Origin of the sequence: Vandammella animalimorsus (assembly GCF_002285285.1) — a bacterium.
GTDB lineage: Bacteria > Pseudomonadota > Gammaproteobacteria > Burkholderiales > Burkholderiaceae_C > Lampropedia > Lampropedia animalimorsus.
Genome location: NZ_NSJF01000001.1, coordinates 33708 through 56143, shown reverse-complemented (window position 1 = coordinate 56143; position 22436 = coordinate 33708). Strand labels below are relative to the sequence as shown.

Genomic DNA, 22436 nt, shown 5'->3' with positions numbered 1-22436 from the left:
TGCGAACTTGCAGCATGCGGCATCAAAAATCGTTGGGCGTAAACACCAACGTGACGGGCGAATGCACGCGGCCATTGTCCTTGGGCAGGGACTGCGCCTTGTCCAGCGTGCGCAGCACGGCCTGATCCCAGCCCGGGTTGCCACTGCTTTTGACAATGCGCTTGCCAGTGATGCGCCCGCTGGCATCCATGCGCACTTCGACCTCGGTTGCAGGGTTGCCGCTGATGGCCGCCGGGAAGTTGATCAACGGCCGCAATTTAGCCTGCACCTGCCCTTTCCAACCAGCCGACGGCCCGGACGATTGCGCGGCCGTGCCCCGGCCGCCCGTGCCGCCAGCGCCATCGAGCAGGCCTTGCATGCGGCGCAACTCGGCCGCGCGGCGCGCTTCGGAGTCGGCCGCTTCCTTGGCCTTGCGCGCGGCCTCGTCGGCCTTTTTCTTCGCGGCGGCTTCCTCGGCTTTTTTCTTGGCTGCGGCTTCCTGCTCCTGCTTTTTCTTGCGTTCGGCTTCTTCCTGGGCCTTCTTTTTCGCGGCCTCTTGCTCTTCGAGCTTTTTCTTGCGCTCGGCTTCTTGCTGGGCTTTTTTCTTTGCCGCTTCTTCCTCTTGCTTTTTCTTCAGCGCAGCCTCTTGCTCGGCTTTCTTTCGCGCCGCTTCCTGCTCGAGTTTTTTCTTTCGCTCGGCTTCTTCCTGGGCCTTTTTCCTGGCCTGTTCTTCCTGCTGTTTTTTCAGGGCCGCCTCACGCTCGCGCTGGCGTTGCTCTTGCTCGCGCTTCTTGCGCTCTTGTTCGAGCACGATCTGCGGATCGGGTGCAGGCGGTGGCGGCGGTGGGGGTGGCGGCTGAGGCGCAGGCGGCGGCGGGGGCGGGGGCGGGGCAGGCTCCGGTTCGGGCTCGGGCGGTGGAGGAGGTGGTGGTGGCGGGGCAGGTTCCGGCTCTGGCGCTGGCTCGGGCTCAGCCTGCGGCTCTGGCTCGGCCTGGGCGGCACTGGGCGCAGCCTCTTGCGGCAGGCTGGACCAAACCTCGGCCATGACGCTGTTGTCTGCTGGGCGCTTCCAGTTCGCGCCCAGGATCAGCGCCCCGATCAGCCCAGCATGGACCAGCGCAGCCCATGCCACGGCGCGCAAGCGCAGGGGCGGCTGCGGCGGCGTCAGCGGCACATGGTGCAAGGGTGGCGGGGTCAAGGGCATGGCTGGCAAACCATCACTGTTTGTTGAACAGCAGCGCTACCCGACCGACCTGAGCATCCTTCAGGGCGTTGTAGGTGTTGACCAAATGTTCGTAGCTGGTTTTTTTGTCACCGGCGATCACCACGGCCATGTCCTGCTGTGCGCGGCCCTGTTGCAGCTGTTCGGCTTCCCACTGTTTGGCCAGGCTGCCCAGCTCATCCAGCGGCACGCCGCGCGGCTCGCCCTGCGCGGGACGCCATTCGATCTGACCCGCGCTGTCGACCACCACCTGGGCAATGGCCGCAGGCAGGTTTTCGGATTTGCCCACCGTGGGCGTATCGACCAGCCCGGGCGTGAACATGGGCGCTGTCACCATGAAGATGATCAGCAACACCAACATCACGTCGATGAAGGGCACCATGTTGATTTCATTGACGGTGCGGCGGTTGCGGCCGCGTCGTGTCACATTGGCCATGGGTGGGAGCTCTCCTTGGCGTAGGCCTGGCGCGCAGCGGGCCGGGCTCAATGCCCTGCGGCAGACGGTTGGGGCGTGGCGCTGAGGTTGCGCTGCAGGATGTTGGTGAACTCGTCGCCAAAGGTTTCCATGCGCACGGCCATGCGGTCGATCTCACGACTGAAGCGGTTGTAGGCCACCACGGCCGGAATGGCGGCAAACAGACCCATGGCCGTGGCCACCAGGGCCTCGGCAATGCCAGGGGCGACCGTGGCCAGTGAGATTTGCTCCATGCTGGCAAAGCCGGTGAAGGCGTGCATGATGCCCCAGACCGTGCCGAACAGCCCCACATAAGGGGCGATGGAGCCTACAGTGCCTAGGAATGACAAACCGTTTTCGATCTGATCGAGCTCGCGATTGAAGCTGGCCATCATGGCCCGGCGCGCACCATCGAGCAGTGTTTCAGCCTGGTGGATATGGCGCTCGCGCAACTTGTGGTATTCGCGCATGCCATTGGCAAACATGCGCTCCAGCGGCCCAGCCGTGCGCGCGTTCTGCACCGCTGCGGTATACAGGTCGTTCAGGCTGGCACCAGACCAAAAGTCTTCCTCGAATTCGCCATTGAGCTTGCGAGCCTGCTTGAGCGCTGCACCTTTGCGGAAAATCATCGTCCAGCTGGCGATAGAACTCAGCACCAGTATCAGCATGACCACCTGTACCACCCAACTGGCGTTGAGGATCAGGTGCGTAATGGACATGTCGTTTGCGTTCATTGGAACAAAGCCTGTACGTGATCGGGAATGCGGGCAGGCCGCATGGACTGGCCATTGACCCAGCCAATGCGCACCTGGGCTTCGCACAGGAGGCGGCGCTCCCCCTCCTGGATGCGCAACACTTGCTGAAGCATCGTCATTGATGCACGCCCCATGTGCTGCAGCGCCGCCGTCACCAGCAAAGCATCGTCTAGACGAGCCGGCTGTAGATAGCGCAACGTCAAATCAGTGACGACGAAGATTCCACCGAGCTGCTCCCGCGCTTGATTCTGCCCCAGGCCTTTGGCCCGCAGCCAGTCGGAACGGGCGCGCTCCATGAAACGCAGGTAATTGGCGTGATAGACGATACCGCCAGCATCTGTGTCTTCCCAGTACACACGCAGCGGCAACTCAAACCCCGGGGACAATTCATTCGATTGTTCAGTCACTTACAAAGCACCTTTGCAGCACATCATGAAATAGCGCTCGGACTGGCGATGCAGCGCAGATTGTATTGAATGCCCGCAGTTTCTGGACAAACAAAGCTGCGGACAAATGTAAAGGAAAGCCAGGCTTTGACGAGCTGGGCAGCGTTGCAAAGCCTCGGAAGCTGCCCGGTATTGCCGCAGCTTGAAACTCAGCCCCCATACCGAGCCGCTACACACACTTTTCCACTGTGAGTTGGACTCTGCACAGGCCTTCCCCAAGAAAAAACCCCGCCAGCCGAGCAGGCCTGCGGGGTTTTCATTCACTGAATCGACCAGTTGGTTCAGCGGCGAATGATATCGCGCGAGCTCTCCGGCACGTATTCAATCTGGTGGTGCGGCATCATGTGGCTGTGCAGCTTGTTGACGATCCAGATAGAGCCAACCAGACACACGGCCACGGTGAGCACCGTGCCGACCAGCGTGATCAATGTCCAGCCGCCTTCAGTGCTGGGCTTGAGGTGCAGGAAGTACACCAAGTGAACGATCATCTGTACTAGGCCCAGACCCAAAATCCAGCCGACAGTGGCCGATTTGCTGTCGAGCACGTCGGCCATGACCAGCCAGAACGGAATCACAGTCAAGATGACCGACAGCACGAAGCCGATGAGGTATTCATTCAGCGTGCCATGGCCGGATTGGGCGTGATGGCCTGCGTGGGCGTTGGGGTGGCTGCTCATCCAAGAACTCCCATCAAGTAAACAAAGGAGAAAACACAGATCCAGATCAGATCCAGGAAGTGCCAGAACATCGACAAGCACATCAGGCGGCGATTATTGGCTTCAATCAGCCCGTGCTTGCGCAGCTGGAACACCAGGGTCAGCAACCAGATGATGCCGAAAGTCACGTGCAAACCGTGTGTGCCCACCAACGTGAAGAACGAAGACAGGAAGGCACTGCGGTAAGGCGTGGCACCGACGTGGATCAGGTGATGGAACTCATACAGCTCAATGGCCAGGAAGGCCAGGCCAAACGCCGCCGTCACCAACAACCAGTTGATCGTGCCCTTCACATTGCCCTTGTAGGACTGCAGCATGGCAAAGCCGAAGGTGATCGACGAGAACAGCAGCATGAAGGTGTTGACCAGAATCAGCGGCAGCTCGAACAGATCGGCAGGCGAAGGGCCAGCAGCATAGTTGCGCCCCAGGATGGCATACATGGCGAACAGGATCGCGAAGATCAGGCAGTCCGTCATCAGGTACACCCAGAAGCCCAGGCCAGTGGTGTTGTTGGGCGAGTGGGCATAGCCGTGCGCATGGCCATCGCCGTGATGGGCGTGCGGATCCTCGGCTACGTAATAGATGCGCTCGCCATTGGGCCCGATGGGCGTGAATGCAGTTGTGCTTGTCATAGTGGTGTCAATTGCTCCATGCCATCGGGTTCAGTGGGCTGTTGCTGCAGCAGCAGCGGTAGCCAACTCACGCGTGCGCGCCTCTTCCGTCCTGGCGACCTGCTCGGCCGGGATGTAGTAGTCGCGGTCGTAGTTGAAGGTGTGGTAGATCGTGTAACCAATGATGGCCGCGAACGACAGGATGGCCAGCCACCAGATGTACCAGATCAGCGCAAAGCCCAGCACCACCGACAGACCGGCAATGACCATGCCCGCACCTGTGCCCTTGGGCATGTGGATGGGTACGAAGCCTGCTTGAGGGCGCTTGTAGCCATGGGTCTTCATGTCCCACCAGGCATCCACGTCGTGCACCACAGGGGTGAAGGCGAAGTTGTACTCAGGCGGGGGCGACGAAGTGGACCACTCTAGGCTGCGGCCATCGCCCCAGGCATCGCCGGTCAGGTCGCGGGTTTTCTCGCGCTGCAGCCAGCCCACGGCGATCGAGAGCACGAAGGCCACGATGCCCACCAGGATCAGCAGACCGCCGATCAAGGCCACGACGAAATAAGCATGCAGCGAGCCGTCTTCGAACTGGCTCAGGCGGCGGGTCACGCCCATCAAGCCCATGATGTACAGCGGCGTGAAAGCAACCCAGAAGCCGATCAGCCAGCACCAGAAGGACACGCGACCCCAGAAGTCGTTCATCTTGAAGCCAAAGGCCTTGGGGAACCAGAAGGTCAGGCCGGCGAACAGCGCGAACACGACGCCACCGATGATGGTGTTGTGGAAGTGCGCCACCAGGAACAAGCTGTTGTGCAGGATGAAGTCGGCCGCAGGAATGGCCAGCATCACCCCAGTCATGCCGCCAATGACGAAGGTCAGCATGAAGCCGATGGTCCACAGCATGGGCACTTCAAAGCGCACGCGGCCCTTGTAGATGGTGAACAGCCAGTTGAAGATCTTCGCCCCGGTCGGAATCGAGATGATCATGGTCATGATGCCGAAGAAGGCGTTGACGCTGGCGCCCGAGCCCATGGTGAAGAAGTGGTGCAGCCACACCAGCATGGACAGCAGCAGAATGATCATGGTCGCATAGACCATGGAGGTGTAGCCGAACAGACGCTTGCGTGTCAGGGCCGGCACGATCTCGGAGAAGATGCCAAACGCCGGCAGCACCAACACATACACCTCGGGGTGGCCAAAGATCCACACCAGGTTGACCATCATCATCGGGTTGCCGCCCAGCTGGGTGGTGAAGAAGGCCGTACCCAGGTAGCGGTCAGCCGTCAGCAGCACGAAGGCGGCCGTCAGCACCGGATAGATCATCAGAATCAGGATGTTCGATGCCAGGCTGGTCCAGACGAACACCGGCAGGCGCATCCAGGTCATGCCAGGGGCGCGCATCTTGATGATGGTCACGACGATGTTGATCGAGCCCAGCGTAGTGCCGATGCCCGCAATGTTCAGGGACCACAGGTAGTAGTCCATCCCCGTGCCAGGGCTGTAATCAATGCCCGACAGCGGCGGATAGACCAGCCAACCAGTCTGCGCATACTCACCCACGAACAGCGAGATCATGGTCAGCACGGCGCCAGCCGTAGTCAGCCAGAAGCCCAGGTTGTTCAAGAAGGGGAAAGCCACGTCGCGCGCGCCAATTTGCAGCGGCACGAGGTAGTTGAAGAAACCGACCAAAATGGGCGTAGCCACGAAGAAGATCATGATCACGGCATGGACCGTGAAGATCTGGTCGTAGTGGTGGGCGTTCAGATAGCCCTCACTGGCCCCTGAGGAGGCCATGGCCTGATGGACACGCATCATCAGCGCATCGGCAAAACCGCGCAGCAGCATGACGATGCCCAGCACGATGTACATGATGCCGATCTTCTTGTGGTCGATCGAGGTGAACCACTCGTTCCACAGATAGCCCCAGACCTTGAACTTGGTGAGCAGCGCCAGGGCCACTACCCCCAACAACACGACGGCCACAAAGGTCGCCATGATGATGGGCTCGTGCAGCATGGGGAAGGTGTGATGATCAAACGTGATCCGCCCCAGCAGCGGATGGACGTTCTCATTGAGAATTGCAGCAGACATGGGTTTTCTGGCTTTCTAAGTTCAGAGAATGGGCGCAATCATGGAGCCATCACGGCTGAGCTTCTGCCCTTGCACGCTGCCAGGCTGCTCCACTTGGGCTGTGGGCATGACTGGCTTGAGTGCAGGCAACTTGCGGGTGGCGCGCACGAAGTCGACGGCAGCGCTGTCGCTGGTGCAGACCAGGTCGCCAGGCATCATGCCGGAGAACTCAGCCAGATCCAGCTGGGCCTTGGTCGTACGACGCATGTCGTAACGCAGGCGCTTGAGGTTGTTCAGGCTGTCGATCCCTGCGCCGCCGGCCAGGTCGATGCCCATCATTTCGTCCATGCACATCGCGCCAGGCATCACGCACAGATTCAGGATGGCGTGATACATGCCTTGCTGCACCGAGCCATAGTGGCGAATGCCAAAGTACTGTACGTGGCCGCGCTCGTCCTTCTGGTTGTACTGATCCAGCGCCATGTACTCAGCCTGGTCCAACACCTTGGTGGAGCTGCGCACTTTTTCGACCCATTGATCGAAACCTGCATTGCTCAGACTGTGGAAATAGAAGTACATCTGGCTGAAGCCATGGCCAGTGTAGTTGGCGGAAAAGCCCTTGAACTTACCCTCGCGGTTCATGACCGCGTTGAGCTGAGTCTGCATCGCAGGCATGGCATAGACCTGCCCCGACAGGGCAGGGATGAAGAACGAATTCATCATCGATGCCGAGGTGATCTTGAAGCGAATGGGACGGTTGACCGGCGCAGCCAATTCATTGACCGTAGCGATGCCCTGTTCTGGATAGATGAAGAGCCACTTCCAGTCCAGAGCAGCCACTTCAATCTCCAGCGGCGTGGTCTCAACCACAGCCTCGTCGCTGCGCTTGGGGTCGATGAAGCGGGTTGCCAGAGTCTTGACCGCACCGAGGTTCTCCTCCATGCCGGCAATCTTGGTCTGACTATCGATGCGCACCAGCGGGCGATAGGGATCGAGCAGATAGGTCGAGCCCCAGGTCACCAACGCCAGCACGATGATGATGCAGATGGGCGCCCCCCAGATCACCACTTCCAGCTTATTGGAGTGGTAGAAGCCCGAATCATAGGTGCCAGACTGGTTGCTTTGACGGTACTTCCAGCTGAAGAACAGGATCAGGAACATCACGGGCACGATCACCAGCAGCATCACGAGCACCGAGAAGATCATCAGATTGCTCTGCTGCTTGGCCACATAGCCAGACGGGTTGATCAGCGTCCAGTCGCAGCCGGTCAGCAACAGCGGCACTAGCAACAGCGCCGCGAGGGGGGTCAACTTCTTCATACACACCTCAGGAATGGGGCTTTGGCACGACGGCATCCCGCGCCCAGCCGGGTGCGGGATGCCGTCAGTTTGCCGTTCGATTTGTTCGGTGCCAGTGGCGCAATCTGCATCCAGAAGAGAAAGCCACCTCTTTTTGCATGCTGCGCAATGGCGCCCAAACCGCTGCCAGAGTACTGAGCTTAATACCCTGACAGGCTCGTGGATTCTACCCTTTTTTACAAGAATGAAACCAATTCAACCGACTGCCTTTGCAATGTCTGGGACATGAAAATTCTTTTCAAAACATGTGCCTAGAGCGTGTTATGCACTTTTCGCCCCCCGCGCTGGCCCCAAAACCGTGTAATCGCAAGGCGGCGCGCGGCCAAGGCTGGCTGCCTTGGCAAGCGGGCCAACGCGGCCAGTGCATGGTTTTGGGGTCAGCCCGAAGGGAGAGCGCCCCGGCATGCGCATTGCGGCGTTGCCGTCGCCTTGCAGCCCACCGGGCTGCGGCGGCAACGGCAACGCCGCAATGCACACGCCGGAGTGCTCTCGCGGGGGACGAAAAGTGCATAACACGCTCTAGACCCCATCCCCAATCGCAGTGCCAACGGCGTTTTGAAGGGTGCGTGAAGATGCAGCTACTTCTGGGCCTTATCTATGCTCTGAGCCTGATCGCCAGCGGCATCCAAGCCCGCCTTCACATCCACGCCGCCCGCGCGCGCGCGCGGATGCGCCGCATCGTAGATTCGGGCCAGATGCTGAAAATCCAGTCGGGTATAGATCTGGGTGGTGCTGATGTTGGCATGGCCCAACAACTCTTGCACGGCCCGCAAATCGCCACTCGATTGCAATACGTGACTGGCAAATGAATGGCGCAGCATATGGGGGTGTACCGGCATGGCCATGCCTGCGGCCTGGCTGCGTTGACGCAGGCGTTGCCAGGCGCTTTGCGGGCTCATGCGCGCACCGCGCTGGCTGATGAACAAGGCGTTTTGCCCCGGCCATTGCCGCGCAGGATCGCGCACTTGCTGCCAGGCCAGCAATGCCCGCATGGCCGCTGCCCCAATGGGCACGCTGCGTCGCTTCTGACCTTTGCCGATGACGTGGGCCTCAGCTTCCTGCCAGTCAATCCAGCCACGCCCCTGTTGCTGCGCCTGAGCACTGGCGCACAGATCCAGCCCCAGCAGCTCTCCAATGCGCAGACCACTGCTGTAGAGCAGCTCGGTCATTGCGGCATCGCGCAGTTCCAGCCATTGCGCCGCGCCATTTGCATCGACCGTCGGCTGCCGGAATGCAGCCAGCTGCACCGCCTCATCAGCCCCTAGCGCCTTGGGCAAGGGGCGGCGCGACTTGGGTGCGCGCACGTCCTGCACGGGGTTGACCTCCAGCAGCCCCTGCAACACGGCCCAGCGGTAAAAGCTGCGCCAGCCACTGAGGATCAGCGCAATTCCGCGCGCGCTGCGCCCCTGGCTGTGCATGCGCGCCACCTGTTGGCGAATGTAGAAGGGTTGTAGGGCCAACACGTCCAGCCCTTGCGCTGCAGCGACCTGCTGCAGCTTGCGCAGATCTTCGGTATAGAGCGCCAAGGTGCGCTCGGCCAGGCGGCGCTCAAAGCGCACATGCTCTAAATAGCGCAAGGCGCTGTGCGGCAAGGCCTCGGGCAGTGCATCTTCGCCCTGCGGTCGGCTGGGTACACGCTGGCGAGGTGGCATGAGCGCGCGCGACAGGCAAGCGGCAGCGGGGCTTATTCCAGGGGCAGTTCAGCCTGCCCGCTTTGCTGGCGCGCCAGGCGCTCCTGGTGCTGGATCCAGCCGATGGTTTCATCGGGCAGCAGGCGCTGCATGGCCGCGCTGGCCAGCTCGGCCAGCCGGGTGAGCAAATCCGTGCCCATGTCCTGCGTGAAGCGGTGGCTGTCGGGGGAGGTGAGCAGCAAATAGCCGAAGGTGATTTGCTGCGCCTGCGCAGCGCCTGCACGCAGCGGCAGGATGGCAATGGATTGCACCTCGGCCAGGTCACTGCCTTCGCCTGCCAGACTTTGTAAGCCCTCAATGCTGCCGCGAGGCCCGCAGTAAGGCTTGGCCAGGCTGGCAATGTGCTGCTTGCTTTCGGGCACTACGCGCTGCACCTCAGGCAGATCGGCATAGGCCGGCGCCAGATCCCAGAGACGCAAGTACACCTGCGGCACTGCAAACAACTCCTTCAGCTGCTGGGCCAGCAGCGCAGGCAGCCTGGCGCCATCGCGCTCGCGCAGCATGGCGGCCGTCCAGGCATGGGCTTTTTCAATGATTTGCGCGTTCTCGCTGCCGTAGCCCATCATCTCGACGATGCTGGCCTCCAGGCCCTTGATTTTGTCGCGCAGCATGATCGTCTGACGCTCGTGCAGGCTGACGGTCTTGCCGCCATGCGGGCTGGCCAATTGCACGGTGCCCAATACTTCGGCAAAGCGCTCAAAGAATTCCGGATTGCTGATCAGGTAGCTTGCCACATCCTCTTCAGTGGCAAGCCCTGCGTGCTGCACGGGCGAGGTAGTCGTCATACGCTGTCTGGAATCTCAATAGTGCCTTCAAAAACGGTCTGCGCCGGGCCAGTCATCAGCACCTCATCGGCCGCGCCGCCGCGCCATTCTATGGTCAGCATGCCGCCGGGCATGTGGACATCAACGCAAGTGTCGAGCAAGCCTTGGCGGATGCCGCTGACCACTGCCGCACATGCGCCCGTGCCACAGGCCAAGGTCTCGCCCACGCCGCGCTCGTACACGCGCAAGTCAATCTCACGGCGACTGCGCACCTGCATGAAGCCAGCGTTGACGCGCTGGGCAAAGCGCGGGTGCTGCTCAATCCAGGCCCCCTGCATTGCGACCGGCGCATCCTGCACCGAGGCCACGCGCTGCACGGCATGCGGATTGCCCATGGATACGACACTGAGCCAAGCGCCCAAGCCGTCATCGCCATCATCGCCGCGCTGCGCGTCAACCGCCTGCGGCTCCTGCGGCAGCCACCAGAGGGTGTCCTGATGCTGGGCCCGACTGCGCAGGCCCAGGGCATCGAAGGGGATCTGCCCTGGCTGCCAGCGCGGGCAGCCCATGCGCACGGTCACGCGGCCGTCTTCCTGCAACTGCGGGGCGATGACGCCCGCGCGGGTCAGCACGCGAATGTGCTTTTTGGGCGTCAGCCCTTTGTCGAACACGTAGCGGGCAAAGCAACGCGCACCATTGCCGCACTGCTCCACCTCGCCGCCATCGGCGTTGTGGATGATGTATTCGAAGTCGACCTGATCGGCCTGGGCTGACGGGGCAGGCCGCACCGTCAGAATCTGATCGGCCCCAACGCCAAAGCGTCGATCGGCCAGCCAGCGGTACTGCGCCGCGCTCAGGCCCAGCGACCGCTGCGTTTCATCGAGCACGACAAAGTCGTTGCCCGCACCCTGCATTTTGGTAAAGCTCAGTTTCATGGTGTCGTCGTGTGCTTGCGGCAGCGCCTGTACAAGCCAAGTCTGCACAAATCAAATGATTCAAATGATTGATCCATTCACGCCTCGGGCACGATGGCATCGGCCCATTCATACAGCGCCCCCAGGATGTCCTGCTGCTCATCCGTCGCTGTGTCTGACAAAGCATCGATTTGCTCCATCAACTGCTCGGCCGTGCGGGCGCCGCCTGCGCCGTCAATCAAAACCGCCTTGCGGTGCAGCTCCCAGCGCTGGCGCTGGGCCTCGTCCAAGGTATCGGGGTAGTTGCGGGCGCGGTAAAAAAATACCAGCTCATCCAGGCGCGCATCGTCAAAACCCATGCCGCGCTCGCCAGCGGGCCATTGCGCCACCGGCTGCTGCAACAGCCGATGCAGGCGCTGGCGATCGGCATCGCCCACGAAGCCACCGTACAAATCCTGCTCCGCAGGTAGCGGCTGCGCCGGCGCTGCGGGGCGCTGAAAGACCTCGGCCCACACCGCGCTCATGTCCGGCAGCGCGCGCGCCGCTTGCGCATGGCGCTCGATCTGCGCCCAATCCAGCCCCCAGCGCTGCTGCAGCGCCGGCGTCAGCACCTTGCAATTGCCCACCACCATGGGCGACTTGTTCAAGTGCACCGTCTTGATGGGCAGGCGCTGCACGCCCTCGGGCAGATTGGCCTGGCGCGTAAACAGCCGCTGGCGGATGCTTCGGGCGTCGAGTTCGGCCAGTTCGCTGGGATCGTGCGACAGGTTCCAGGCAATCAATTCATTGCGGTTGTGCGGGTGACTGGCCAGTGGCCACATCACCGCCATGCAGCCCTGCTCTACGGGGAACATGCCCGAAACATGCACGAAGGGCCGCGCCTGCGCCGGCGCTGCGGGCAGGCCCAGCTCCTGGGCCACGGCCCGCTTGTCGCGCAAACGCAGCGCGAAGTCGAACAGGCGCTCATTGCATTGACGCAAGCGCCGCGCCAGTGCAATCGTGGCACGCACGTCGGAGACGGCATCGTGCGCCGCTTCATGCGCCAGACCGTTGGCCGCGGTCAAGGCCTCCAGCCGGAAGCTGACCCGGCCATCCTCGCCCAGCGGCCACTGCAGGCCATCGGGGCGCAGCGCATAGGCCATGCGCACCACATCCAACAAATCCCAGCGGCCATTGCCATCGCGCCACTCGCGCGCATAGGGGTCGCGCAGATTGCGCCAGAGCAAAAAGCGCGTGAATTCATCGTCGAAGCGAATGGTGTTGTAGCCCACGCCAATGGTGCCCGGCTGGGAGAAGGCATCGTGCACGCGCTGGGCAAACACCGCCTCGCTCACCCCCTGCTGCCAGGCGCGCTGCGGCGTAATGCCCGTGATCAGGCAGGCCTGGGCATCGGGCAGGTAATCCTGCGGCGGCTGGCAAAACCACTCCAGCGGCGCCTGCAACTCATTGAGCTGCAAATCGGTACGGATGGCCGCAAACTGTGCCGGGCGATCGCGGCGTGGATCGGCGCCGAAAGTCTCGTAGTCGTGCCACAGAAATGTCTGCATGCATCCCCATTTCTTCGCTGAAAAACACTTTGTCCGAGAGCGGCTGGCTCATCGGCGCGGGCGATTGTAAGAGTGGGCCTGGGCAACTCTGACGCGATCCTGATGGCCTGCACAGACCCTGGCACTACAATCACCGCCTTATGGAAACGCCCAACGCATTGACCACCCGACTGGCCCAGCAAATCGACCAGCTGCTGGCGCACCTGGACGCCAAGGAAAGCGACAATCTTCGCCTGCGCCAAGAGTTGCACAGCCTGGCGCAAGAGCGCGATGCGCTGCAGGCGCGGTTGCAGACGGCCCGCATCCGGCTCGACGCCCTCCTCGAACGCCTGCCCTCCATCCAAACCGCACTGGAGAGCGGACAATGAATCAGGTTGAAGTCAAGATCCTGCAGCAAAGCTACACACTGGCCTGCAAAGAGGGGCAGGAAGATCGGCTGCACGAAGCCGTGCGTGCCGTGGACTTGGCCATGACGCGCATTCATGACACAGGCAAAGTCCGCGCGCGTGATCGCATTGCAGTTTTGGCAGCCTTGAATTTGGCCTACGAGCTGGCCGATCTGCGCGAGCAACTACAACGGCTGCAAGCCCAGTCGCCGCACGCCATGCCAACGCCGTCGCCCAGCGGCACTGACCACGAAGAAGGCTTGGCTCTGGCGCAATCACAGGCCCTGCAGGCTTTGGTCGGCAAGCTCGATGGCGTTCTGGCCCAGCTGGCCACGCCTGCGCAAGCATCGGCGGATGCTGCAACCTCAGGCGAGGCTACAGCGAACAGCAGCACAACGCCCGATGCCTCGCCCCTGGCCCAATGAGCATGGGTTCCCCCCGCGCCAATTGCCGTAAAATATCCTCGTCTGCTTCACTGCTGGGCTTTATATTTCCTTGAACCAATGCTCATTGAGCTCGGGTTTGGAACATCATCTGGTGAGCGTGATCGTCTCGCGTCAGATGAACCCAACGCCAGGTTGACCGGACCCACCTGATCCTCCGGTTCAGGCTGCCGGTCCAGCGGATCGAAGCAGACACTGTTTTCCCAGCGCTGCCGTGGCACACACGGCAGCGCTTTTTCATGCCTGCGCGCCATAGCGCAAAGCTTTTGAAACAGGCGCTCAAGTCTGTTCCTGGCTGGCAGAAGCCTGATGCTGCCGAAATGCCTTGGCCGCGCTGAAGTGACCGCAGCCGATGAAAGGCCGGGGTGGCCTTGTGGCCGACAGCGGCGAGGGATGATTGGCCAGTAGTACGAGGTGGCCCCGATCGGGCGGGATCAGCGCCTGCTTGGATTGCGCGTGCGCCCCCCACAGCATGAACACCACCGGCCGCGGCCCCTGCGCCACCTGTGCAATCAGCGCGTCGGTCAACACCTCCCAACCCTTGCCGGCATGGCTGGCGGCCTGGCCTTCCTCGACCGTCAGGCAGGTGTTGAGCAACAGCACACCATTTCTGGCCCACTGCACCAGACTGCCGCCCGGCTGCGGAAAGGCTGGCGGCGCCACGCCCAGGTCGCGCTGCATTTCCTGGAAGATGTTGCGCAGCGAAGGCGGCAGAGGCACGCCGGGCGCGACGGAAAAGGCCAGGCCCTCGGCCTGGCCGCGCCCGTGGTAAGGGTCCTGCCCAAGAATCACCACGCGCACATCCTGCGGCGCCGTCAGCTCCAGGGCGCGCAGCGGCTGCGGCGGAAAGATGCTGGCGCCCGCATCCAGGCGCTGCTGCAAAAAGGCCAGCAGCGCCTGGCCTTTCGCGCTGCCAAAGAATGCGCTGGTGGCCGGCATCCATTCTGGGGCCACAGGCCAATCCACGGGATCGGCACTGAGCAGTTGATCGGCTGGCAGGTCTGCACTATGGGCTGGGCTTGAATTCACGTTGGTACTCTCCATCACGGGACAGGGGTTGGCCAGCGCCACTCCGACTGCAAGCGCTCGCTGGCCATTGAGCTTCCATTGTGCGGCCTGTTGGCGCCACCTCCCGGCAGGGCGCGCCGCCACAGCTCCTACAATGCGCAGCTTTTTCTGCCCCCCATATTGCGTTCGAAGCCCATGACTCTGACTGCCCTGCTCTCCGTCTCTGACAAAACCGGCATTGTGGAATTCGCCCAGGCGCTGCATGCGCAAGGCGTGCGCCTGCTCTCCACCGGCGGCACGGCCAAGCTGCTGGCCGAAAGCGGCCTGCCCGTGACCGAGGTGGCCGAGCTCACGCGCTTTCCCGAGATGCTGGACGGTCGCGTCAAGACCCTGCACCCGGCCGTGCACGGCGGCCTGCTGGCGCGACGCGACGTGCCCGCGCACATGGCCGCGCTGGCCGAGCATGGCATTGGCACCATCGACCTGGTGGTCATCAACCTCTATCCCTTCGAGGCCACCGTGGCCAAGCCCGGCTGCACGCTGGCCGACGCGATTGAGAACATCGACATCGGCGGCCCGGCCATGGTGCGCAGCGCCGCCAAGAACTGGCAGCACGTGGCCGTGCTGACCGACGCCAGCCAGTACGCCCCCGTGCTGGCCGAGCTGCAGGCCAGCGGCGGCCAGCTCAGCGACAAGACGCGCTTTGGCCTGTCGGTGGCGGCCTTCAACCGCATCGCGCAGTACGACGCGGCCATCAGCGACTACCTCTCGTCCATCGCCTTCGACGAAAGCCAGATCAACGGCACGCCCGCCCGCACGGCGTTCGCGGCGCAAAGCAATCCCGCCTTCATCAAGGTGCAAGACCTGCGCTACGGCGAAAACGCCCACCAGCAGGCCGCGCTGTATCGCGACCCTCAGCCCGTGCCCGGCAGCATCGTCACCGGCCAGCAATTGCAAGGCAAGGAGCTGAGCTACAACAACATCGCCGACGCCGACGCCGCCTGGGAATGCGTCAAGCAATTCGACGCGCCGGCCTGCGTCATCGTCAAGCACGCCAACCCCTGCGGCGTGGCCGTGGGCAAGGATGCGGCCGAGGCCTACGCCAAGGCTTTCCAGACCGATCCGACCAGCGCCTTCGGCGGCATCATCGCGCTCAACCGCCCGCTGGATGGCGCGGCGGCCGAGCAGATCGTCAAGCAATTCGTCGAGGTGCTGATGGCGCCCGCCTTCACGCCCGAGGCGCTGGAAGTCTTCAAACCCAAGACCAATGTGCGCCTGCTCCAGATCGCGCTGCCCGAGGGCGCGCCCACTTGCGCCAACCGCCTGGAATACAAGCGCGTGGGCTCCGGCCTGCTGATCCAGAGCGCCGATGACCATGAGCTGGCGCTGGCCGATTTGAAGGTCGTTACCCAGAAGCAGCCCACGCCCGAGCAGCTGCAAGACCTGCTGTTCGCATGGAAGGTGGCCAAGTTCGTCAAGAGCAACGCCATCGTGTTCTGCAAGGATGGGCAGACCCGTGGCGTGGGCGCAGGCCAGATGAGCCGCCTGGATTCGGCGCGCATTGCCAGCATCAAGGCCGAGCATGCCCAGCTCAGCCTGCAAGGCACGGCCGTGGCCAGCGACGCCTTCTTCCCCTTCCGCGATGGGCTGGACGTGGTGATTGACCACGGCGCAACGTGCGTCATCCAGCCCGGCGGCAGCATGCGCGATCAGGAGGTGATCGACGCCGCCAACGAGCGCGGCGTGGTCATGGTCTTCAGCGGTGTGCGCCACTTCCGCCACTGAGCGCCTGCTGCAAGCCAGCCACCGGCCCACAAAAAACACCAGCCGCGCTCATGCACGGCTGGCGTTTTTGTGTTTTTACCTGTGCGCGGCCCTGCCCTTGCCGCAATGCCAATACCCTTGGCTCAGCGGTGCGTGGTTTTGCTTTTGGCCTGGCCCGCCTTGGCAGCCTTGCCTGTGCTGCTTGGCTTAGCGGCGCTACTGGGCTTTGCCTTGCCGCTGCGCGCCTGGTTGGCCTGGGCCTTCGCGCCTGGTTTGCTGGCCGATGATTTGCCCGCTGCCGCTTTGTTGACACTGGTGGCGTTCTTGCTCCCGCCAGCGGCCTTGCTGGCCACCCGGCTGGTGGCTTTGCCCGACGCCTTGGCGCTGACTGCATTGGCCTTGCCGTTCGTAGGCTTGCCACCCATGGCCTTACCGTTCGCGGCCTTGCGGCCATTGCCGTTGCCATTGCTTTTCGCGTTGGCTGCGGCCTTGGCATTGCGCGCACCCAGGGGGGCGGCCTGGTACAGCACCAGCTTCTGACCGGCCTTGAGGCGCGCATTGCGGCCCAGCTGATTCCACTTGTAAAGGTCGCTGACGCTGACGCCATGGCGGCGCGCCACAGCATCCAGGGTATCGCCCTTGCGCACAACAACTGCGCTGCTGCGGCGCAGCGCAGGCTGCGGCCTGGGTGCATGGGCGAGCTTGAGCTGGCCGCTTTGCGCAATCTCGGCGGCCACATCCACCAGCAGCGAGGCCGAGCGCGGCACCAGCAGGGCTGCGCCCGCTTCGATCAGCATGCCCTTGGGGATGCGGTTGACGCTCAAGATGGCCTGCTCGTCGGCGCCGACTTTCTTGGCCACGTCGGCCACTTCCATGCGCTGCGGCGCAGTCCAGACCGTCCAGCTGGCCAGGCGCGCATCGCGCAGCTGGGCCAGGTTGTTCTTGAAGAACTCGGCATTGTCCCAGGGCAGCAGGATTTCCGAGGTGGCCGCAGCAAAAATGACCGGGCCCTTGTGCGCTGGGTTGAGCAGCCGGAAATCCGCCTCGCTGATGCCAGCCAGCTGCGCGGCTCGGGCCACGTCGATGTCACGGCGGATTTCCACCGATTCGAAATAGGGATGGTTGCCGATATCGGCCAACACGACGTTAAAGCGCTCAGGATCGCGCACGATGTTTTTCAACGCCTGGAACTTGGGCACATACCAGCGCGTTTCCTCGGGCATGCGCAAGTCCAGATAGCCCACGCCCAGGCCCTGGTTCTGGTTTTTTGCCCTGGCGCGCTGCACGCTGCCCTCGCCCCAGTTGTAGGCCGCCAGCGCCAAGTGCCAATCACCGAACATGCCGTGCAGCTTTTCCAGATAGTCCAGCGCAGCGCGCGTGGAGGCCAGCACATCGCGCCGGTCATCGCGGAAGGCGTTCTGGCGCAGCTCGAAATAGGTGCCCGTGGCCGGCATGAACTGCCACATGCCAGCGGCCTTGGCGCTGGAGACGGCACCGGGGTTGTAGGCACTCTCGACGAAAGGCAGCAGCGCCAGCTCAGTGGGCATGCCGCGGCGCTCAAGCTCCTCAACGATGTGAAACAGGTATTTGCGCGAGCGCTCGCTCATGCGCAGCATGGTGTCGGGCCGGCTGGCATACCACTGCTCGCGGTCATGCACCAGCGGCGATTGCAGATCGGGCATGGCAAAGCCCGCGCGCATGCGCTGCCACACGTCGCGCGGCGGCTCCAGGCCATTGACGCGCAAGGACTGCAAGCGGCCATGCTCGATGGGAGAGAGCTCGCCGGACTGCGCCGCACGCGCCTGCGCTGCGTCATCGCCCACCGGGGCCTGAACCGTGCTGCAGCCCACCAACACACAGGCCCCTGCCGAGGCCAACCCAAAGCGCACGCGCGCCCATACCGTTACGAAATTCACACCGCTCACTGTCTTCAGAATTGGTTCTTCCAGGCCCGCAGCAGCGCAAACCACTGCGCATCGTCTTGCGGCGGTTCCTCAGCGGGCTGTTGGCCCTGCAGAAAATGCCTCAGAGCCTGGCGCACGGCCGGCTCGCGGCTGCGCAAAAAAGGGTTGATCTGGCGCTCCTGCCCCAGCATGGCCGGCAGCGTGGGCTGACCCTGCGCGCGCAGCGCGCGCGCCTGCTGCAAGGCGGCGGCCAACTGCGCATTATCAGGCTCAACCGCTTGTGCAAAGGCCATGTTGGCCAGCGTGTACTCATGGCCGCAGCACAGCAGCGTATCTGCAGGCAGCTGCGCCAGGCGCTGCAGCGAATGCAGCATCTGCTCGGCCGTGCCCTCGAACAGGCGACCACAACCGGCGCAGAACAACGTATCGCCACAAAACAGCATGGGCCGCAGGCCTTCGGCCAAGGGCACGGCCGGCACGAAGTAGGCCACATGCCCGGCCGTATGACCCGGCACGGCCAGCACCTGCCAACGCAGCCCCAATAGCTCAACGGCATCGCCATCCTGCACGGGCCGGTTCACGCCAGCAATGGCCTCCGCCGCTGGCCCATACACCGGCAGCGGCGCGCCGTGGCGCGCCTGGTGCGCGGCCTGCAGCGCGGCAATGCCGGCCGTGTGATCGGCGTGATGATGGGTCACTACAATGGCCTGCAGCACCAAGCCCTGCTGCGCCAGGCAGCGCAACACCGGCTGGGCATCGCCAGGGTCCACCACCACGGCCTGCGCCTGCGGCCCGCGCGGCTCCCGGGCTTCATGCAACAGCCAGATGTAGTTATCGGAAAGCGCCTCGATCGCGCGCCAATGCAGTTGTTTTCCCATGGCCATGCCACAGACCCGTTTCGACGAATGGTTGCAGACAAGCGCCGCCGGCCTGTACGTGCGCCAGTGGCAGCAGCGCCATTATGCGCACGCCGTGCAGGACGTCTTTGGCTACTACGCGCTGCACATCGGCGTGGCCAGCATCGCCGCGCTGCAGACCAGCCGCATTGCGCACACTTGGCGGCTGGCGCCGCAGTGGCCCGGCGGCGACGCAGCGGCCGATCTGTACGCCGCGCCCGAGGCCCTGCCCTTTGCAGACAACCAGCTGGATCTGATCGTCATGCCGCATGGCCTGGAGCTCAGCTGCCAGCCCCACGCCGTGCTGCGCGAGGCCACGCGCACCTTGCGCCCCGAAGGTCGGCTCATCATCAGCGGCTTCAACCCGGCGCGCCTGCTGCTGGGCGCGCGTGCGCCGCGCCGCGTGCAACCGGCCAGCGCGGCCATTGGCCACCAGCGTCTGCGCGATTGGCTGACGCTGCTGGGTCTGGAGCTGCAGGAGCAGTTCTTCGGCTGCCACATCCCCAACGGCCACCGGCCGCAGTGGTATGAACGCCTGGCATGGATCGACCGCTTGCTGCAAGATCGCCTGCCGGTGTTCAGCGGCGTCTATTTCATCGTGGCCGTCAAAAAAGTCCACGGCGCGCGCCTGATTGGCCCGCAGTGGCGCCCCCAGCCGGCCAGCGCCGCGGCCACGGCGCTGCAACCCACGCCCCGCGCGGCACAGCCCGAGCTGTTGCCTTCCCGAAAGGCCAAGCCCCCGCCAGTTTGACGACAAAAGCAACATTCGCCAGAGCATGCAGGCCCAACACAACAGCTTGGGTTCAGCCCGCAAAAGCTTTTGCAGGTATAAACAGCCATTGAGCGACCGCGCCGCATTCCGGCAATGACACTCCGCGCGGCGGTGCCAATCAATAACCGCAGGCCTGGCAGCCACTGCAGCTGCGGCCAATGCCCCATGTCTCGACGAATTCCCTCTCTATCAAGTCGCCTGCTGCGCAGCCTTGCCGCAGCAACGGCGCTGGGCTGCGCAGCCGTGCCCGCACTGGCCGATGCCCACTACGACAGCCTGATTCATCAAGCCAGGGCAGGCCAAACTGCGCCTGCGCTGGCTTACTTTGCCGCACAGCCTCCGGGCAACCTCAGCGCCCGGCACGTCAACGATTGGATCGTCATCAGCGGCTGGGCCGGCCAGGATCAGCAGACCCTGGCCATCTACCAGCAGCACCGCCAGCGCGTGCGGCTCGAACCCGCCAGCCTGGCCGCCGTGGGGCGCGCCTACCGCAACCTCAAGCACTGGGACATGGCCGCCTCGCTGCTGGATGCGGCCATCCAGCGCGAGCCCCAGCACAGCGACTGGTACCTGGCCGCCGCCTACGCACTGGCCGAAGGCGGCCACGCGGTTCAGGCCAGCGCCCAGCTCGATGCCTTTGAACAGCGATTCGCACAGCAGCGCCTGCCGCTGCTGCTGGCGCGCAGCTACGTGGCCCGCATCACGCAGCAGCCCTACGACGCGCTGCAATACGCCAGCGCCGCCATCGAGCTGGCGCCCGACAACGCCCAGGCGCAAGACCATTACCTGCATGCGCTGCGCGCGGCCGGCATGGCCGAGCGCGCGCTGCAATACCTGGCCACCGCCCGCCCTGCCGAGGCCGACGCCGCCCTGGTGCGCAGCCTGCAGGCCGACTACGGCGCCGAGCTGGTGCGCATTGGCGAAGCCGCCAGCGGCACCCAGGCCGAAGACCAGGCCCGCAAGCGCCGCACGCTGGACTACTACGCCCAGCTGCTGGCGCAATGGCAGCAGGCGCTGCAGGCCAGCGCGCCTGGCTCGGCCGAGCACCAGGCGTTGCAGCGCGACATCCGCCGCGTGCGCACCGATCGCCTCGTTGCGCTGTGGCAGGCCCGCCAGGCCCAGGCGCTGCTGGACGAATACGCCGCGCTGCAGGCCCAGGATCCAGAGCTGCCGGACTACGCGCTGATGCAGGTTGGCGCAGCCCTGCTCGAAGCCCGCCAGCCTGAAGAGGCGCTGCGCATCTACGACGGCATTGCCCAGCGCCGGGCCGCCAACACCACCAGCGCCGCCGGAGCAGACGCGACCCGGCAACCCCAGGGGCTGTTCACAGGCCGGCTTTATGCCCGGGTGGAGGCCGAGCAGTTCGACGCCGCGCGCGCACTGGCACGCCAGCACCTGGCCCAGACCTCGCCCGAGCGCCGCATCCCCGGCAACCCCAACCCGCTGCCCAACACCGACTGGAGCGCCACGCGGCGCGAGCAGGCCGCCGCCGAACTGTACGCCGGCCGGCTGCCGCAGGCGCAGGCGCAGTTCGAGGAGCTGATGGCCCTGGGGCCGGGCGACTCGCACACCCACATGGGCCTGGTCAGCACCTACCGCAACCGAGGCTGGCCGCGCCGCGCCGCCGAGGAGCTGAAAATCATCCAGCACACCTCCGGCGATGCCCACGATCTGAGCCTGCTGCTGGAGCAAGCCGGCGTGGCCCAGGAGCTGCAGGACTGGTCCACGGCCCAGGCCCTGCTGGAGCACGCGCAGCAGCGCTACCCAGAGGAGCCGCGCGTGCAGCGCGCCCTGCGCCAGTGGCAGGTGGCGCGCATGCCCGTGGTTCAGTTCAACGCCGAATACCGCGACTCAGACAGCCCCACCGCCATCGGCGAAGGCGCCACCCGCTACGCCCTGCTGGGCTATTCGGCGCCACTGCACGAGCGCTGGCGCCTGTTTGCCGCCGCGCGCCACAGCAGCGGCAACTACCTGGAAGGCAAGGGCCGCTATCACCAGCTGGCCGCTGGCGCCCAATGGCACTGGCGTGATACTCAGGCCGAGTTCGAGCTCTCCGCGCTGCGCGCTGCGCAACGCACCCACGCTGGCCTGCGCCTGACCGCACGCCACGATCTGGACGACCATTGGCAGCTGCAGGGCCGAGCTGCGCGCAACAGCATCGAGACGCCGCTGCGCGCGCTGCGCGCGGGCATCACGGCCGATGAACTGGCCCTGGGCCTGCAATGGCGCGCGCACGAAAGCACCCGCCTGGGCCTGACGGCCGAGGCCATGGACTTCAGCGACGGCAACCGCCGCACCGGCTATTTCATCGACGGCCAGCAGCGCCTGTTCACTGCCGCGCACCTGCAACTCGATGCCGGGATGGAGCTCTCGCACAGCCGCAACACCCGCCCAGGCCAAGGGCCTTACTTCGCCCCGCAGCGCGACTGGAGCCTGCTGCCCAGCCTCACGGCCTACCACATCCTGCACCGGCGCTATGAACAGGTCTGGCGTCACGAGCTGCACCTGGCTGCCGGGCGCTACAGCCAGCACGGCTTTGGCAGCGGGGGCTATCAACGCCTGCGCTACGGCCAGCAATGGAAGTGGAACGACACCACCTCGCTGGACTGGAACACCGGCCTGAGCTGGCGCCCGTATGACGGCGTGCGCGAGCGGGCGCTGTATTTCAACATCGGCTTCTCGCACCGGTTCTGAGGCGGCCCGCCCAAGCCCACGCAAGTGGCATCCGCTTA

Annotated in this window: 20 protein-coding genes; 5 read left to right on the top strand and 15 right to left on the bottom strand. The window is 64.0% G+C overall.

From position 1 onward, the window contains the following. Positions 1 to 22 precede the first annotated feature (22 nt). The 12 genes from tolA to sbcB form a co-directional block, all read right to left on the bottom strand. Positions 23 to 1183, bottom strand: coding sequence for a cell envelope integrity protein TolA (tolA, locus tag CK620_RS00220; RefSeq protein WP_095548635.1), 1161 nt, complete (start codon positions 1181 to 1183; stop codon positions 23 to 25). A 13-nt stretch (positions 1184 to 1196) separates the two neighbouring features. Beyond that, the gene (locus CK620_RS00215) at positions 1197 to 1637 is read right to left on the bottom strand and encodes a biopolymer transporter ExbD (RefSeq protein WP_095540604.1); all 441 of its coding nucleotides are present in this window, start codon (positions 1635 to 1637) and stop codon (positions 1197 to 1199) included. Between the two features lie 47 nt (positions 1638 to 1684). After that, the gene (gene tolQ / locus CK620_RS00210; RefSeq protein WP_095548634.1) at positions 1685 to 2389 is read right to left on the bottom strand and encodes a protein TolQ; all 705 of its coding nucleotides are present in this window, start codon (positions 2387 to 2389) and stop codon (positions 1685 to 1687) included. Next, the gene (gene ybgC, locus CK620_RS00205) at positions 2386 to 2817 is read right to left on the bottom strand and encodes a tol-pal system-associated acyl-CoA thioesterase (RefSeq protein ID WP_238945949.1); all 432 of its coding nucleotides are present in this window, start codon (positions 2815 to 2817) and stop codon (positions 2386 to 2388) included. The genes tolQ and ybgC overlap by 4 nt, the downstream gene beginning before the upstream one ends. Positions 2818 to 3137: 320 nt before the next feature. After that, positions 3138 to 3533 carry a cytochrome o ubiquinol oxidase subunit IV gene (cyoD, locus tag CK620_RS00200; protein ID WP_095542713.1) on the bottom strand — a complete coding sequence of 132 codons (396 nt, stop codon included), beginning with the start codon at positions 3531 to 3533 and terminating at the stop codon, positions 3138 to 3140. Next, positions 3530 to 4204 carry a cytochrome o ubiquinol oxidase subunit III gene (gene cyoC / locus CK620_RS00195; protein ID WP_095540608.1) on the bottom strand — a complete coding sequence of 225 codons (675 nt, stop codon included), beginning with the start codon at positions 4202 to 4204 and terminating at the stop codon, positions 3530 to 3532. The genes cyoD and cyoC overlap by 4 nt, the downstream gene beginning before the upstream one ends. A 30-nt stretch (positions 4205 to 4234) precedes the next feature. Continuing rightward, positions 4235 to 6277, bottom strand: coding sequence for a cytochrome o ubiquinol oxidase subunit I (gene cyoB, locus CK620_RS00190; protein ID WP_095548632.1), 2043 nt, complete (start codon positions 6275 to 6277; stop codon positions 4235 to 4237). A 21-nt stretch (positions 6278 to 6298) separates the two neighbouring features. Continuing rightward, positions 6299 to 7576 (bottom strand): ubiquinol oxidase subunit II, encoded by a 1278-nt coding sequence (locus tag CK620_RS00185; protein WP_172424500.1) that lies wholly within the window; start codon positions 7574 to 7576, stop codon positions 6299 to 6301. Positions 7577 to 8193: 617 nt separating this feature from the next. Continuing rightward, positions 8194 to 9267, bottom strand: a complete 1074-nt coding sequence (locus tag CK620_RS00180; RefSeq protein WP_095548630.1) for a tyrosine recombinase XerC — start codon at positions 9265 to 9267, stop codon at positions 8194 to 8196. Between the two features lie 32 nt (positions 9268 to 9299). Further along, positions 9300 to 10091, bottom strand: a complete 792-nt coding sequence (locus CK620_RS00175; protein ID WP_095548629.1) for a DUF484 family protein — start codon at positions 10089 to 10091, stop codon at positions 9300 to 9302. Then, a complete protein-coding gene (gene dapF, locus CK620_RS00170; protein WP_095549050.1) occupies positions 10088 to 11005 on the bottom strand; it encodes a diaminopimelate epimerase in 918 nt (305 codons plus the stop codon). Before dapF ends, CK620_RS00175 begins: the two co-directional genes overlap by 4 nt. A gap of 77 nt (positions 11006 to 11082) precedes the next feature. Further along, a complete protein-coding gene (gene sbcB / locus CK620_RS00165) occupies positions 11083 to 12531 on the bottom strand; it encodes an exodeoxyribonuclease I (protein WP_095548628.1) in 1449 nt (482 codons plus the stop codon). 140 nt (positions 12532 to 12671) lie between these two features. Here sbcB and CK620_RS00160 point away from each other — a divergent pair, with 140 nt between their 5' ends. After that, positions 12672 to 12899, top strand: coding sequence for a DUF904 domain-containing protein (locus CK620_RS00160; RefSeq protein WP_095542708.1), 228 nt, complete (start codon positions 12672 to 12674; stop codon positions 12897 to 12899). Continuing rightward, complete coding sequence (locus CK620_RS00155; RefSeq protein WP_095548627.1) at positions 12896 to 13342, top strand: cell division protein ZapA; 447 nt, start codon at positions 12896 to 12898, stop codon at positions 13340 to 13342. Before CK620_RS00160 ends, CK620_RS00155 begins: the two co-directional genes overlap by 4 nt. 297 nt (positions 13343 to 13639) lie before the next feature. On the opposite strand, the gene CK620_RS00150 is transcribed toward CK620_RS00155, so the two are convergent. Next, on the bottom strand, positions 13640 to 14389 hold the full coding sequence (locus CK620_RS00150) for a uracil-DNA glycosylase (protein WP_238945948.1): 750 nt from the start codon (positions 14387 to 14389) through the stop codon (positions 13640 to 13642). 174 nt (positions 14390 to 14563) lie between these two features. Here CK620_RS00150 and purH point away from each other — a divergent pair, with 174 nt between their 5' ends. After that, entirely contained in the window at positions 14564 to 16153 is a 1590-nt protein-coding gene (gene purH / locus CK620_RS00145; RefSeq protein ID WP_179290523.1) for a bifunctional phosphoribosylaminoimidazolecarboxamide formyltransferase/IMP cyclohydrolase, read from the top strand. 122 nt (positions 16154 to 16275) lie between these two features. On the opposite strand, the gene CK620_RS00140 is transcribed toward purH, so the two are convergent. Together CK620_RS00140 and gloB are read right to left on the bottom strand one after the other, a co-directional pair. Beyond that, on the bottom strand, positions 16276 to 18048 hold the full coding sequence (locus CK620_RS00140; protein WP_238945947.1) for a transglycosylase SLT domain-containing protein: 1773 nt from the start codon (positions 18046 to 18048) through the stop codon (positions 16276 to 16278). A gap of 14 nt (positions 18049 to 18062) precedes the next feature. Next, a complete protein-coding gene (gene gloB, locus CK620_RS00135) occupies positions 18063 to 18914 on the bottom strand; it encodes a hydroxyacylglutathione hydrolase (protein ID WP_095548625.1) in 852 nt (283 codons plus the stop codon). 4 nt (positions 18915 to 18918) lie between these two features. On the opposite strand from gloB, the gene CK620_RS00130 reads away from it, so the two are divergent. Together CK620_RS00130 and pgaA are read left to right on the top strand one after the other, a co-directional pair. Next, positions 18919 to 19683 (top strand): class I SAM-dependent methyltransferase, encoded by a 765-nt coding sequence (locus tag CK620_RS00130; RefSeq protein WP_179290522.1) that lies wholly within the window; start codon positions 18919 to 18921, stop codon positions 19681 to 19683. Between the two features lie 186 nt (positions 19684 to 19869). After that, complete coding sequence (gene pgaA / locus CK620_RS00125) at positions 19870 to 22398, top strand: poly-beta-1,6 N-acetyl-D-glucosamine export porin PgaA (protein WP_179290521.1); 2529 nt, start codon at positions 19870 to 19872, stop codon at positions 22396 to 22398. The last annotated feature ends 38 nt before the right edge of the window (positions 22399 to 22436 follow it).